This window comes from Coraliomargarita algicola, assembly GCF_033878955.1.
In the GTDB taxonomy this organism is placed as follows: domain Bacteria; phylum Verrucomicrobiota; class Verrucomicrobiia; order Opitutales; family Coraliomargaritaceae; genus Thalassobacterium; species Thalassobacterium algicola.
Genome location: NZ_CP138858.1, coordinates 1,757,530 through 1,772,791, shown reverse-complemented (window position 1 = coordinate 1,772,791; position 15,262 = coordinate 1,757,530). Strand labels below are relative to the sequence as shown.

Here is a 15,262-nt window from a genome sequence, read left to right as displayed (position 1 = left end):
TAAGAGCATTTTGGATCATGGAGCAAGTTTCCGTCAATAAAGGCCACACTTGGCCGTTTCCTTTGGTACGTCCACATGCGGGGGTGCCTCTGGGGAATGGGCGTATGGGCGTGCTGGTTTGGGGGAGTGGGCAGTGCCTAAAGCTGACAATTAGCCGGGCTGATTTCTGGGATCATCGGGGTGGGAAATCCTGGAAGCCTGAGATGAACTACCAGAACTTGCACAGCTTGCTGGTGGCAGGGGACGAGTCGGCGATTCGGGAGATTTTTTCAGAAGCACCCGCCAATCCTGGCGACCCCGCTCGCTCTTCAGTGCTGCCAATTGGACGGGTGGAATTCATCTTTCCTGCTGAATGGTCGCTCATGCAGGTGGACTTGGATTTTTGTTCGGCGGTTGCGACTGTACAGTTGCAAAATACTGCAGGTCAGCTGGCACGTGTGACACTTGAGCTTTGCTTGGACGCGCCCTTATTAGAGATTAAAAGTGTAGATGGTCTCAAGCTTCCTGAGGCGAGTGCACGTCCCGCTTGGGAGTCTGTCGGTGACTATTTGCGAGAGATTTCCTTCCCGCCCCCAGAAGCGCTGCCCCATGGCGCAGATGGATGGATGCAGCGGACGCCTATTGATGAAACAGTTTCGGTAGGGTGGGTGGATGCATTCGACGGAGCGGGCTTGAAACTCGCTGCGACTCTTTCCGAAGACCTCGTCGAGGTCTTGTCTTCCGCCTCATGTGAGGCGAATGCTCAATGGTGGGACGCTTATTGGGCACGGGTGCCGACGATTGAAGTTCCGGACAAGTCTTACGAGTTCTTATTGAACTATGGTCTATATAAATTTGCAGGGCTCACTAAACCCAGTGGTGTTGCGGCGACTTTACAAGGGCCGTGGATTGAAGACTATCAGATGCCTCCGTGGTCGAGTGATTATCACTTCAACATCAATGTACAAATGTGCTATTGGCCTGCTTATCGAGCGGGATTGTTTGAGCACCTGTTGCCACTCTTTCGAATGATTGAGGGCTGGTTGCCGATCTTGCGTGAAAATGCGCGTCTGTTTGTCGGCATCGATGATGGCTATTTGCTGCCACATGCGGTGGATGATCACTGTGGTATTATCGGGGCTTTCTGGACTGGGACAGTGGATCATGCATGCACGGCATGGGTGGCTCGGATGATGTTTGATTATTGGGTTTATTCGGGGGACGAGGCCTTTTTGCGTGAAACCGCATTTCCATTCATGAAGGGAGCCATGCGTGTTTATGAGGCGATGCTAGAGCGTCGCGGGGATGGTTCCTTTAGCATGGCCTTGAGTGTCTCTCCTGAATACCGTGGAGCGGCGATGAATGCCTGGGGTAGAGATGCCAGCTTCCAACTTGCAGCGTGTCATAGCTTGGCGGAGTCGCTGCAGACTGCGGCTGACGTCTTGCAAGAGACGCCTGCACCTATCTGGCAAGAAATCCGTGAGCAATTACCGCTGGCAACCGTGGCGACTGAACCGGCAAAGGGCGGGGACGTGGTGGCGCTGTGGGAAGGCTTAGCTTTGGAGGAGAGTCATCGGCATCATTCGCATTTAGCAGGAATGTGTCCGTTTGATGTTTTTGATTTTGAGGATCTGAAGTGGAGGCCGATTTTGGAGCGATCCATTCGGCAGTGGCACCGGTTGGGCATGGGACATTGGAGTGGCTGGTGTATTCCGTGGGCAGCGATGCTGCATCATCGCGCGGGGAATCCTGAAGTTGCTGTCGCTCAGATGCATTACTGGTCTTCGATTTATACCAATGAAGGGCAAGGCACCTTGCATGATCCGCAGTTTTCCAATTCGAACTTGAGCACCGCTGAGGCAGTGAAGTCCGATGTTCTAGATGAGAAGATGCAAATGGATGCCGGGATGTGTGCGACGACAGCCGTACTTGACGCCATGGTGCACTCGCGCCGTGGGGTGTTGCATCTCTTCCAAGGTGTACCCGCTGCATGGCGCACATGCGCGTTTGAGAATATACACGTCGAAGGAGGCTTTCGTCTGAGTGCTCGTCGTGGTCCAAGTGGAGTCGAATGGGTGCGGATCACTGCATCGCGAGCGGGTATCTGTCGAGTCGCTAATCTCTGGCCTGAAGATCCACGTGGTCCAATCATTGAGCAAACACTTGCCGCGGGTGAGGTGGTCGAGTTACTTGCTGGCCACGCTTCGAGCTGAGAGCTCGCGCCCCATCGGCGCTTCTGTTTCTTACCTATCTTAGCTTTGGTAGGATACGATAGAGCGATCAGTCAGCAACATCGGTGAATTTGAAATGGGTAAATTGGCGAATTCATTCATGTTGTAGTTACGCTTTAATTCCAGTTGGTATACGTCCTGAGCGATCGGATCGATTAAGACAGGATTGGGCAGCTTAAGGGCCTGATCAAGCCAGTAGTAGAAGGTGATACTTTGCCATTTGCAGTCACTTTCTACCAGTTCACGTAGCCACCAGGCGTGTACGGGTACGTTGCCGCGGACGAGGTTGACTTGATAGGCGGCGGCTGCTTGTTCGCGAGTGATTGGATTGGTGTCATCTCCGGTTTGAAGGCGGAAGGAGGTGCGCCCCTTGGCGACCTCCAGTGGATCGTGCAGTAGCGCAGCCAGACTTTGTAAGGCGTAGTAGGCGGGTTTGGGTAAGCCGTCTTCCATTCGGATCAGGCCATAGTGCGAGGTGTAGCCAAGTTCGCCACCGAATAGATACTTGGTGAAGTCCCCCATGTTGAAATAACTCACAATCGCGGCATCGAACCCAAGCTCGACTAAGATGCGGCGTGTCAACCAGCGCGCTTGAATCTCTTCGCTCACGGTCATTTCTGCAAGCGCTTGTCCGTTACCCGCTGGCACTTTTGAGGGACAGCCCGTTTCCCCTTGCCAATAGGCGATGTCGGGCTTGTAGCTGCGAATCAGGCGCAGGTAGGCTGGGAATTCTTGATCGGCGTATTGTTCCGGCAGAAACTTGTAGCCGTGATAACTGATTGCATCGATCATTTCGGCCATGCCGTGTTCGAGGCACTTCTGCGTGAATTCAAGTCCGCCGGGGTGCATGGCTACACCTAATGCACCACCGATTATGTACGCGTTGGGATGCTCGGCACGTATGGCCAAGCTAGTCGCTTTGACTAGCTCGACGTAGAGCGCGGCATCCGATTTGGGTTTAAAAAATCCAGCATCGGGCTCGTTCCAGATTTCGTAGTGCTGGATGCGTGTGCGGTAGTGGCGGGTTAGGGCTCTGACATAGGCGGCCCAGCCTTGACGCTCAGCTTCTGTGTAGACGGGAGGAAATCCGGTGCCATCCGCTGTGGCCGTTGGTGTGTAGAGTGGGTTGCCGTAACTGACGCTGAGCCACGGTTGCACGCCGCGCTCTAGCAGCTGATCCACGATCTCGTCCAACCACGCGAAATCGTAGACACCTGAGACTTTTTCTGTCTTGGCCCAGCCTGTCTGCACCCGTGCCCATTTGACGCCCAACTCATTCAATACAGGCCAGGCCGGAGCGACGTCCCACATGTCACGGTCGAGTGTTTCAAAGCCGACTCCCAGGCGTGAGGAACTTATTTTAGTGGCTTGAGGCGGTGTGAGTTTTCCGAGGTAGGGAAAACCAAAATCTTTGACAGTCATCTTACTCATGATTTAGGGGGCGCTTGGACGATTGAGCTGGAAAATTAAGCTAAGTTCCCAGCCTAGCACAATAACTTTATTCAACGATGAATTCTTTTTCTTGTCGTGTGACGATACGGGCTATATCACTATGTTGTAAATCGTATGTATGAAGCTCCTTTTGCTTTATAATGATCAAAAAAAGTTAATTCTGTTTTCGTAATTAGATTGTGGCTCGCAGAGAGTCGTGATGTGAGATCATACAGACATTGTTTCACCCCATTCACTCAATTGACCTTATGCGCTCCAATTCTTGGCTGAAAGACGCCATCATTTATCAAGTATATCCACAAACTTTCCAGGACAGCAATGGAGATGGGATTGGTGATTTTCAGGGGCTGGTGCGCCGTCTCGATTATATTCAAGAACTCGGAGTGGATGTGATCTGGCTCAATCCCTGTTTCGATTCACCGTTTGGGGATGCGGGCTACGATATTCGCGATTTTTATAAGATAGCGCCACGCTATGGCGATGAGGCTGATCTTTCCGATTTGGTGGAAGCGGCGCACGCTCGCGGGATCAAGGTGATCTTGGACTTGGTGGCAGGGCACACTTCGATGGATAATCCATGGTTTCTGGAAGAGGCGGCGAATCCGAAAAGCCCAGAGGCTAATCGATACATTTGGAAGAATCGCGATTTCGACCCCAAGCTGGGACCGAAGAAGGGAGATTTCGTATCTAACTTTTTCTGGTATCAGCCTGCGCTAAATTTTGGATACGCGGTGCCCACGGAAGCCTGGCAGGATTCTGTTGATGCGCCAGGGCCTCAAAAAAATCGTGCAGAGTTGCGACGGATTATGGCTTACTGGTTTGATCGTGGCTGTGATGGATTTCGTGTGGACATGGCGGGGGCGATGGTTAAACCCAGCGATCCGCAGGCATTGGCCGAAACGATCCGGCTGTGGCAGGAAATGCGTGTCTGGATTGATGCGACGTATCCAGATAAACTTTTATTCGCGGAATGGAGCCATCCAGTTCAGGCCATTAATGCGGGCTTTGATCTGGATTTTATCATGCACTTCAATGTGCCAGGCTATCCCTCCTTGTTTTTTAATGGAGTCGGTGCCATTCCGAATAAAGAGGGGCCTTGTTATTTCGATCGCGAAGGTCGCGGAAGTTTGGAGGTTTTCCGAAAAGCATATTCTGAGCAGCTCGACGGCACGCGTGGTCAGGGCTTCGTTTCTCTGCCGGTTGCTAATCATGATTTTCAACGCTTGCGCTGTGGGGCGCGTTCCTGGGATGAGTTGCGTTGCGCATGGGTGTTTTTTATGACGCAAGCGGGGCCGCCTACTATCTATTACGGTGAAGAGATTGGTATGCGCTATGTTGAAGATGCGCCCGCAAAGGAAGGCTCGACGCTACAGGGGATCACCGCTGCCAATGCCGGTACTTTGGATTTAGGGGAACGTGCAGGCACACGTACGCCAATGCAGTGGGATGATTCTGATAACGCCGGGTTTTCCACTGCCAGTGAGAGCGAATTATACCTGCCGATCGATTCCGATCCGGAGCGGCCAACTGTCGCGAAGCAGGAGGCGGATCCGAATTCGTTATTGCATTTTGTACGTGAGTTGGTGCGGCTTCGAAAGAGTCATCCGGCACTCGGCTCTGAGGGGAGCTATACTATTTTGAATCCGGTGGAACAATCGTATCCGATGGTTTACATGCGCGAACTGAATGGGCTGCGTTATCTGATTGCATTGAATCCTTCAGCGGTCAGGCAGTCGATTTCGTTGGCAGTCGATGGTAGCTTGGGCGAATTTTTGCTCAACCAAGGCTGTCAATGGGCAGGCGGACAGGGGATGCTTCGTGTTGACGTCGAGCGCTTCAGCTACAGTATTGTGGAAGTTCAAACCGAGTGAGTGCTGCCTATGCGAAACGAAACAGACCAAGATTTTCAGCAAAGTGCGGCGCATATTCGAAGCTCCTTTAAGCGTCTATTTGAGACGATCATGGAGCAGATCGCCGACCGCATCTATATTAAGGATACTAAGGGACGTTTCGTTTTTGTAAGCGATGCACTTGCACGAGTGCATGGTCATGCGCATCGGTCGGATCTTGAAGGTATGAGCGATTTCGATTTTTACGATAAAGAGATCGCGGATTCTTTCTATAGCGAAGAACAGGAAATTTTACGTAGCAACACGCCTGTCGTAAATCGAGTCGAGAAGGAGATCTGGCTGGATGGTCGAACTTCGTGGGTTTCTGTGTCGAAGGTTCCCTTGCGTTTGGACTCTGGTGAGGCGGTGGGGATACTGGGTATTTCCCGCGACGTCACGGAGCAGTGCCGGATGCAAGAGCAGTTGCGCGAAGCCAACGAAACCATGCTCGATGATTATCATAGTGCCGAGCGCGTGCAGACGGTGATGATCCCCGGGCGGATACCTGAAGTCGCGGGGATTGAGCTCGCCTATGTGTGGAAACCGATGGGAGCCGTTGGCGGCGATATTATTAATTTTCCCAGAAACCCGAATCACGACCTACTTTTTTTTATGGGTGATGTTTGTGGGCATGGGGTGCAGGCGGCTTTTTATACAGTGCTTTTGAAATACATGACCGCTCAGGCTGCGATCGATTATCAGCGTTCGCCTGCAGCATTTTTGGATGTTGTGAACAGCCAGATCAGTAGTCAGTTGCGAGGTGGCTTTATTACTGGAATCGCTGGGCATTTTGAGCCAGGTGAAGTGGGGGAGTCCTGTACGCTTCGGATTTCGCATACCGGGCATCCACATTTACTGGTGCTTCGTTCTGGCAATAGAAGGATCGAGTCAGTCGCCTTGCCAAACTCCATGGTGATGGGGCTGCCCGGGGGCGCTGCCGCGGAGAATCGTGCGATCGAATTGGAGCGGGGAGACCGTGTGTACACTTTTACCGATGGTGCGGTCGAAGCCGAGAACTCCGCGGGCCAGCAGTTAGGATTTGAGCGTCTTGAGCGAATGATTGCGTCCTGTGCCTCGCTGCCGCTTCAGGCCAGCTTGGAGTCTGTGTTTCAGCAAGTTTCGGAGTATGCGGGGCGAATGGGGCAGCAGGATGATGTGACCCTGCTTGCCTTTGAAGTGACTGAATAAAGGCAAGCGGTGTTTCGCCATGGAGCGTTATTGTGGGCGGCATCTTGCGGTAGAGCTGCGTGCGATCAGATTACCTTGGAGAGCAATGCGATGCGGGGGGCTCTCCGGGTGCTGAATGCGGTGGATCATTGTTTCAACGGCGATGCGGCCGATGTCTTCGCAGGGTTGTTTATAACTAGTGAGAGGTATGCTTAAGAGGCTGGCGTATTTGACATCATCAAAGCCACAGACTTTGATTTGCTCAGGTATTCGGGCACCCAGGTCAAACATGGCTCGTAGAATTGAGGCGGCAGTTGCGTCGTTGGAGCAAAGAATACCATCTACATTTGCCTTGAGCAGTTGTTTGGCCGCTTCGGCTGGTTGCTCAATATCATAGTGAATACGTAGTAAGCTGCGGGCGGACAAACCATTGTGTATGAGTGCTTCGCGGGTGCCGATTTTTCGCAATTTGACTGTCATCGCCGGGTTCTCCTGAGAGACAAAGGCTAATTGGTGACAACCCATCTCCAGTAAGTGATTGGCCATGGTGTAGCCGGCTTCGATGTTATCGATGCCAATTAAATCGTAGGGCGTTTGGCGGGGCCAAGGATATATGTCGCGATCCAGCAGCACCACTTGTATGCCTTGACTTGTGAGTCGATCGATGACGCTGCGATTGAAGGACTGCGGGTCTGGGATATTTTCAAGTGGCGCGAAAAAGACCCCGTTGACTTTTTTGTGGATGAATTGTTCCGCTTGGGAGAGTGTGACGGCTTTGCGATCTTGTGGGCGATTTAATTCATAGGGACTGCTAATCTGCAGTTCGGATGTGATACCTGCATTAATTATGCTGGCGGCGATTGGTTGGAATATTTCGGTCTCCATAATTTGGGGTAGGAGTAGGCCCGCTGTCAGGCTTGACTGCTCGGGTGCCAATACCTGCGTGCCGAATCCAGCACGGCGTTCGATTAATTTTTCTTCGCTCAACATTTTGAGTGCTCGAGCCACGGTCGGGCGAGAGGCACTATAGCGTTCGCAAATCGATTTCTCGCTCGGGAGTAGATCGCCCGGGCTATAGCTTTGATTGCGTATCGATATGCGTAGGTCGTCGTAGATTTGAAGATAAAGTGGCTTGGCATTTGTCATTTGCAATGTAAGTTAAATGTAAGCTCTAACTTGGTCAATTGTAATTTATTTGTTTTACATATATATTGTGTGATGGCTTGATGATTTACCTCAGCAACCCCCGTCGAATATTCGATACGCTGACAAACCCCTACTACCGTGAATACCTCATATAAAATCGTTGGACTTGGTGAAGTCGTCTGGGATGTGTTTCCTGCACGCAAGCGTCTCGGAGGCGCGCCCGCGAATTTCGCCTATCATTGTCATCAATTAGGTGCCTGTGCATATCCTGTTTCCGCGCTGGGTGCAGATGCATTAGGGCGGGCGGCGCGTCGTCAACTTGAAGCAAAAGGAATCGATCTGACTTATGTGCAAGAGACCGCGGCTTGGCCGACTAGCCAAGTATTGGTAAGTCTTAGTGAGCATGGTAAGCCAGTATATGAAATTATCGAGAATGTTGCATGGGATCATTTGGAACTGACTGAAGAATTAGCCGAGTTGGCACCCTCGGTGGACGCTGTATGTTTTGGAGTGCTTTCGCAGCGCTGCGAGCCAGCTCGACGTGCAGTTCAGGGCTTTTTGGATTTGATGCCATCGCAGACGATTAAGATTTTTGATATTAACTTGCGCCAATCTTATTATTCCAAGGCGCTTGTCGAGGAATGTTTAGAGCGCGCTACAGTCTTGAAGTTAAGTGACGAGGAGTTGCCGCAATTGGCCGAGTCCTTTGAGCTGCAAGGAACTGTGTTCGAGCAGCTTGAGGGCTTGCGTGCCTTATTTAAGCTGGACTTGGTCGCTTATACGCGTGGCGACGAGGGGAGTGTACTCTGCTGTGCGAATGCGCAGGATGTGCATGCTGGCTTGCCAGTGACTGTTGTTGATTCCGTTGGTGCAGGCGACTCATTTACAGCAGCACTCTGTGTCGGGCTTTTGCAGAATTGGCCTTTGAGCGAGATCAATGCTTTTGCCAATTCCGTGGCTGCCTATGTTTGTGGCCAAAAGGGGGCGACTCCCACGCTACCCGAAAAACTGATCGGGCCAGCAATCAAGTCGGCGGCTTGTCAGCTGTGATTCACGAACTTTCATTTCGTCTAAATATATAAACATGAACACTAAAACCCCTAATACTATGAGAAGAATATTAATTGGATTCCTAATCATTGCCACGGCATTTTTGATTATCGGATGTGGCCCTAAAAATGAGAGCGCTGCCAACGGAGAGAAAAAAGTCCGTATTGGTATGACCGTGCAGTCTTTGAGTAACCCGACCTGGGCTGGTTATTGTCAGTCCATTGAGAAGGAGGTCAAAGCTCAAGGTGGAAGTATTAATTATGTGGCTTGCGATAGTAATGTGAGTAAGCAGATCACACAAATTGAGAATTTCATCTCCAGCGGTGTGGATGTCATCATCATTCACCCAGCCGATCCCGAAGGCGTGGAGTTTGCCTTAAAGCAAGCCCGTGCGAGCGGCATCAAGGTGTTGGCATGGGATGATAACCTAAAGAATGCTGACTTGGCATGGTTGATTGATAATCACGAGTTGGGATACACCATCGGTGAGCATGCTGCCAAATGGATCAATGAAAAGCTTGGTGGCAGTGCCGAAGTCGCCATTTTGAACTACCCGCAATTGCCAATTCTTTTGGAGCGTGGAAATGGTATTCGCGATGCGATCGTGAAACTCGCTCCTAATGCGAAGATTGTGGCTGAAAGTAGCGCGATCGATACCAAGGAAGGTATTGCAAAGATGGAAACGATCTTTCAATCCAATCCAAACGTTAAAGTCGTTTGCTCCATCGGTGGCGGTGGCTCGGTCGGTGCGAACGAATCCGCTAAAGCTGCTGGGAAGATTACCGATGACTTCGGCATCTTTGCAGCCGATGCAACGCAGCCGGAATTGTCGGCGATGAAGAACAATGAAGGTATCCGTATGACTGTGACAGTCACTGGCACCAACACCGACATCGCTAAGGAAATCTGGGAAATGGTGAGCTTGCTTCAATCCGGCGAACCGATCGCGACCAAGGAAATTTACCGCGAGTTCATCCCCGTCACCCACGACAATGTGGATGATTACTTAGGCAAATAAGCCACATCGCAGTCTTCAATTCCAGGTTGGCGCTGGGGCTATCATCTGAGCATGCCTCACCGGTGTCCAGCGCCAGCCTGTTATCTTCCTCTCATCTTATCCCCCCCCCCAATACAAAGCAGACATGAATATTCTAGAGTTAAAGAATATAACGAAGAAATACCCTGGTGTCATTGCGCTCAACGATGTCAGTATCGATTTTGTCAAAGGAGAAGCACATGCCCTGGTTGGTGAAAACGGTGCTGGCAAATCGACTCTGATCAAGAGTTGCACGGGTGCAGTGAAACCAAATTCCGGTAATATCGTCATCGGTGGAGAATCCTTTACTGCACTGACTCCACAGATTTCTGAAGCACACGGAATCGGCGTTATTTATCAGGAATTTAATTTAGTTGGCGAATTGTCCGTGGCAGAGAATATCTTTCTCGGTCGAGCCATCCGCAAAGGCCTGATTATTAATAAAAAAGCGATGGCTCGTGAGGCCGCTGCGATCTTTGAACAGTTCAATATTGATATCGATCCATACGCCCTGGTCAGTAGTTTAACCGTCGGTTATCAGCAGTTAGTGGAAATCGCCAAAGCCTTGTCCCAGAATGCGCAAGTATTGATTATGGATGAGCCTTCGGCGCCGCTCACTTCAGCCGAAGCGGAGCGTCTCTATCAAGTCGTCGAGAAACTGAAAGCGAAGGGAGTGACGATTATATACATCTCGCACCGCATGGAGGAAATCTTCCGATTGACGGAGCGCATTACGGTGCTGAGAGATGGGCAAAAAATCGCGACTGTGAAGACCGACGAGACCAATATGGATGACCTCGTAAAGTTGATGGTGGGGCGCGAATTAAAAGAGACCTATCCTGAGCGTAAGGCCTGTATCTCAGATGAGGTGATGCTGGATGTGCAGAATCTCTCTGGTAACGGCGTGAGCGATATTAGTTTTCAAATTAAAAAGGGCGAAGTGCTTGGCTTTGCTGGTTTGATTGGTGCGGGGCGCACGGAGACTGCAGAGTTACTATTCGGGGCCGCCAAGAAGACTGGTGGCAGTGTGCGTCTTCGCGGCAATGAAGTGAGCCCCAAGAGCCCAAGAGATGCCATTGACAGTGGCATTGCGCTGGTTCCCGAAGACCGCAAAGGCAAGGGGGCTTTGTTAGACATGACTATTCGTAGCAATACGAGCATGGCAATTTTGGAGCGGATCTCCAGTTTCTTCATCGTCGATAAGAAGGAGGAAGTGCGGCTCGCCAATCAATACCGCGAATCGATTCGCATTAAAACGCCTTCGATTGAGCAGAAGATTAAAAATTTGAGCGGTGGTAATCAACAGAAAGTGATCATTGCACGCTGGTTGGCTTCAGAGCCGGATTTGGTGATTTTTGACGAACCCACCCGTGGTATCGATGTGGGGGCCAAGTCGGAAATTTACGCACTGGTCAATTCACTGGTCGAGGACGGCAAGTCCGTGCTGATGATCTCCTCCGAGATGGAGGAAGTGATGGGCATGTCCGACCGGATCGTCGTCTTATGCGACGGCAAAATATCGGGCAGCTTGGACCGAAAAGATTTTAATCAAGAAACTATCATGAATTTCGCATCTCAAAAATAGGAGAACACTATAATGGCACATTTAGAAAATTTAAAAAGCACGGCTAAAGCCGTTGATTTCGCAAAACAAAACGGCATTTATATCGTGTTGTTCGCTCTGATTGGGTTCTTCTCCTTTGCCTCGGAGAACTTCCTCGTCAGTCAGAATTTGATGAACGTTGCCCGCCAAGTCTCAATGCTCGGCATTGCAGCGGTCGGCTTCGCATTTGTCTTATTGCTGGGAGGGATTGATCTCTCGGTGGGTTCGGTGATCACACTGGTCAACGTTGTCTGTGGCTGGTTTATGGTGAACGCGGGGATGCACCCAGTGATGGCGATTGTGATCACATTGGCGATGGCGACTATGATTGGTTTCGGTAACGGCTGGATCATTGCAAACATCGGAATGCCACCTCTGATTGTGACGCTGGCAATGATGATTATCATTGAAGGGGTGGCCTTCTTGATCAGTAAAGGTCTGCCCATCTATGGGTTTCCTGAGTCCTTCGCTGTAATCGGCCAAGGCTACATCGGCCCTATTCCCATTCCGGTGATTATTATGATCGTGATTATGGCACTCGGTGCCTTGATTTTGAATAAGACATACTTTGGTCGTTATTTCTATGCAGTCGGTGGTAATGAAGAGGCCGCCAAACTCTCTGGTATTAAAGTCAAGAACGTCAAATACCTTGTCTATTCTTTGTCGGGGTTCTTTGCCGGCGTGGCCGCGATTGTCATTCTTTCCAGAACTAACTCCGCGACTGTCACCGCAGGCAAAATGTTAGAACTCGAGATTTTGACAGCCTGTGTGCTGGGGGGAGTGAGTGTCACTGGTGGTGTCGGACGCATCTCCAATGTGGTGGCTGGTGTTTTGATCCTCGGAGTGCTCAGCAATGGTATGGTGCTGCTCAATGTGACGGAGTTTACACAAATGGTGATCAAAGGTTCCGTCCTTTTGATCGCTGTCGCCTTTGATTGCTTACAACACCGCAAGGTGAGCTGAGCCTTTATTTAATCTAACAAGCCATAGGAGGTAGATGTCATGAATACGACAATAGCAATTTCTAGATTGATTGGTAGTGATGCGGGCGAAATCGCAAAACGCTTAGCCGAAGCACTGGGATACGATCTGGTCGATAAGGCCATCTTGCAAGCAACTTTGGAGCAATACGGCATCACACGCTTTGGTAAGCTCTATAATTCGACTCCCAATCTATGGGACCTGACCAACTCGAAGAACATACAGGTTATTTCGATGTTGAACGATACGATGAAAGCCCTGGCGTATCGCGGACGGACCGTAATTCTAGCACGAGGTGCGTATGCGGCTCTGAGTGATTACAGTAATGTATTGAAGGTTCGCTTACAGGCGCCTCTCGCGGTGCGTGTTCAACGCATGATGGCACGTGAAGAATGTGATGACCCTGAGCAAGTCGAAGAGCGCATCGTATTGGATGACAAAGCTCGAAAGAAATTTGTGAAGTTGTTTTATAACAAAAAAGACAGTGACGCGACTGATTTCGACTTGGTGATCAATACTGCGATCATTTCTGTTCGAACCACCGATGAATGGCTGCTCGATGCCGTTCGAATGTTTGAGTCCATTGAGCCAGTCACACCGGTTCAAACTGTTTCTCAACAAGAGGTCGACCCTCTCTTATTGGATGCGATTGATCAAGCACTCCAACGCCGTCGCTAAGATTCCACTTGGCGGCCCGTCCGCTGACAAGTCACCAACAATTTTAATTTTCTATATTTTCCCATCTGGCACGAAGGAAATACTAACGAATAAGCAATAAAAACCTCAAAGAATAACGATATGAAAATAATAACAACTACAATGTTAATTGGCTTAACCAGCATCGCATTTGCAAATGGTGAGGCCTGGAATGAACGCGAGCAGGTGACTGGGGACTGGGGCGGCTTGCGCACCAGCCTCGAAGATAAAGGCATCGATGCCTTCCTGTATTACGATTCCATTGCCGCAGCGAGCGTTAGTGGAGGGATTCAACACGATGATCAGTTCACCGGCCAAGTTTATGCAGGTGTACGATTGGATTTTGAAAAAATGTTTGGTTGGGACACCACCACTGGGAAAATCTCCATCGTCAATCGTCATGGTAACGGCATTTCCCACAACGTAGGCGGCATTTACGACCCGATGACAATCAATGGCGGTGCTGATGGACAGGTCACTTGGTTGTATGAAGTCTGGCTGGAGAAAATGTTTGGCGATAACCTGGCGATTAAATTTGGTCGGACATCCATGGATGAGGATTTCGCCAACAGCGATTTGTATCGTTATTCACTGAGCACGTCCATCAACGGTCCGATTCGTTCCATGATGTTGGATAATGCACAGATCTTTTCCTTCCCACTCGCTCTGTGGGGCGCACGTGCGAAGTATAAGATCAGTGATGAGCATCAGTTTCAATTGGGTGCATACCAGATTAATGACAACCCTTTTGGCACACACTTGAAAGGGACTGATTGGGGGATCGATAGTGATGACGGCGTTACTTACATGGCGCAGTACGACTGGACGCCAGACGTTTTTGACCGTCCCGCACGCTTCTATTTTGGGGTCGCTCATTCTGTGTATGATTACACTGACTTCGATGGTGGTGAATCTTCAAGCATGACGACCGTCTACGGTCATGGTGAAGTCGAGGTGGCCGAAGGCCTGCGCCTTTTCGCCTTTGGTGCTTATAATCCACAAGAGGAATCTGCTAAAATTCCTCTCCAAATCAGCGGTGGTGCCAACTGGAAGGGTTTGATTCCCGGACGTGAAAACGATCACACGGTGTTCTTTGCCACCTATGGTCAAGTCAGCGATGAATACGGCGATCACGTAACGCTTGCTGATGTCGATTCCGAAATGGTCTTCGAACTGGGACATCGAATTCAGTTAACACCAGCCTTCTACATCCAGCCAGCGGTTCAATATATCGTGGATCCAGGTGGAGGCACAAATGGTAATGTCGATGATGCCTTCGTTGTTGGCGCATGGATCGGCATGTCGTTCTAGACTCGCATAACATTTGTCACTGGGGGTGATAAGGATTTGTCTGCGGCCGTACTTCGTTCGCGCCGGGGCAAGTCCAACTAGTAAAAAAGAGGCCACTCTTCCATTCGGAGGAGTGGCCCATTTTTTGTTTCTTGGATAATCCAGGAGTTCGGGCAGCTGCTTGCTTTATCTCCGTATGTAATAAAGCAAGCAGCTGCAAAAAGTCGATTAGGCAGATGCGAAGCGAAAGAGGCGACGCAACCCACTTGTGAAACGTGCCAAGGTATCGACTTTCAAACCCCAAATTCGCGATTGCTGCTTCGTTTCGATCTTCGATTCCAAATACTCGACCATTGTCTGGTGGCCGAACATTGCGGCAAACATCACTGGTGTGCGTCCGCCACCTTGATCTGCGTTGGCATCTGCGCCGGTTTCGACCAGCACTTGTGCGACTTCCAGATAGCCTTTGAAGGCGACTCCAGCCAGAGGTGTTTGTGCGCGATCGTTGCGTGCATCGGGGTTGGCCCCTTCGGCCAGTAACATGCGCACGGCTTGCACATTGCCATGATAGGCCGCCAGCATTAGTAGGCTATTTCCCTTGCTGTCCTTGAGCTCGACCGGGAGTCCCGCCTGGATCATTGGACGCAATGTTTCCACATCGCCCGCGCGTGCTGCGTCGAGCGCGATCTGTTGCAGTTCTACGTATCGTTTTTCTTCGGTTTCGGTAATCATAATCTTAAGC

At 50.5% G+C, this 15,262-nt stretch carries 12 protein-coding genes; 9 read left to right on the top strand and 3 right to left on the bottom strand.

What is annotated here, in order from left to right; translation table 11 throughout:
* Nucleotides 1-17: 17 nt before the first annotated feature.
* On the top strand, nt 18-2,192 hold the full coding sequence (locus SH580_RS06800) for a glycosyl hydrolase family 95 catalytic domain-containing protein (protein ID WP_319834261.1): 2,175 nt from the start codon (nt 18-20) through the stop codon (nt 2,190-2,192).
* A gap of 39 nt (nt 2,193-2,231) precedes the next feature.
* Here the strand turns inward: SH580_RS06800 and SH580_RS06795 are convergent, their stop codons facing one another.
* A complete protein-coding gene (locus SH580_RS06795) occupies nt 2,232-3,641 on the bottom strand; it encodes a GH39 family glycosyl hydrolase (RefSeq protein ID WP_319834260.1) in 1,410 nt (469 codons plus the stop codon).
* Between the two features lie 269 nt (nt 3,642-3,910).
* Here SH580_RS06795 and SH580_RS06790 point away from each other — a divergent pair, with 269 nt between their 5' ends.
* Both SH580_RS06790 and SH580_RS06785 read left to right on the top strand, forming a co-directional pair.
* Complete coding sequence (locus tag SH580_RS06790; protein WP_319834259.1) at nt 3,911-5,533, top strand: alpha-amylase family glycosyl hydrolase; 1,623 nt, start codon at nt 3,911-3,913, stop codon at nt 5,531-5,533.
* Nucleotides 5,534-5,542: 9 nt separating this feature from the next.
* Complete coding sequence (locus SH580_RS06785) at nt 5,543-6,739, top strand: PP2C family protein-serine/threonine phosphatase (RefSeq protein ID WP_319834258.1); 1,197 nt, start codon at nt 5,543-5,545, stop codon at nt 6,737-6,739.
* 27 nt (nt 6,740-6,766) lie between these two features.
* Here SH580_RS06785 and SH580_RS06780 read toward each other — a convergent pair whose 3' ends face one another.
* A complete protein-coding gene (locus tag SH580_RS06780) occupies nt 6,767-7,864 on the bottom strand; it encodes a GntR family transcriptional regulator (protein ID WP_319834257.1) in 1,098 nt (365 codons plus the stop codon).
* Nucleotides 7,865-8,002: 138 nt separating this feature from the next.
* Between SH580_RS06780 and SH580_RS06775 the strand changes: the two genes are divergently transcribed.
* The 6 genes from SH580_RS06775 (at nt 8,003) to SH580_RS06750 (ending at nt 14,541) form a co-directional block, all read left to right on the top strand.
* The gene (locus SH580_RS06775; protein WP_319834256.1) at nt 8,003-8,914 is read left to right on the top strand and encodes a carbohydrate kinase family protein; all 912 of its coding nucleotides are present in this window, start codon (nt 8,003-8,005) and stop codon (nt 8,912-8,914) included.
* Nucleotides 8,915-8,972: 58 nt separating this feature from the next.
* Entirely contained in the window at nt 8,973-9,932 is a 960-nt protein-coding gene (locus SH580_RS06770; RefSeq protein WP_319834255.1) for a sugar ABC transporter substrate-binding protein, read from the top strand.
* Nucleotides 9,933-10,056: 124 nt separating this feature from the next.
* Nucleotides 10,057-11,535, top strand: a complete 1,479-nt coding sequence (locus SH580_RS06765) for a sugar ABC transporter ATP-binding protein (protein WP_319834254.1) — start codon at nt 10,057-10,059, stop codon at nt 11,533-11,535.
* Nucleotides 11,536-11,547: 12 nt separating this feature from the next.
* A complete protein-coding gene (locus SH580_RS06760) occupies nt 11,548-12,516 on the top strand; it encodes an ABC transporter permease (RefSeq protein WP_319834253.1) in 969 nt (322 codons plus the stop codon).
* Nucleotides 12,517-12,555: 39 nt separating this feature from the next.
* Nucleotides 12,556-13,212, top strand: coding sequence for a cytidylate kinase-like family protein (locus SH580_RS06755; protein ID WP_319834252.1), 657 nt, complete (start codon nt 12,556-12,558; stop codon nt 13,210-13,212).
* A 120-nt stretch (nt 13,213-13,332) separates the two neighbouring features.
* On the top strand, nt 13,333-14,541 hold the full coding sequence (locus SH580_RS06750) for a carbohydrate porin (RefSeq protein ID WP_319834251.1): 1,209 nt from the start codon (nt 13,333-13,335) through the stop codon (nt 14,539-14,541).
* Between the two features lie 207 nt (nt 14,542-14,748).
* Here SH580_RS06750 and SH580_RS06745 read toward each other — a convergent pair whose 3' ends face one another.
* Nucleotides 14,749-15,252, bottom strand: coding sequence for an ankyrin repeat domain-containing protein (locus SH580_RS06745; RefSeq protein ID WP_319834250.1), 504 nt, complete (start codon nt 15,250-15,252; stop codon nt 14,749-14,751).
* Nucleotides 15,253-15,262: the final 10 nt, after the last annotated feature.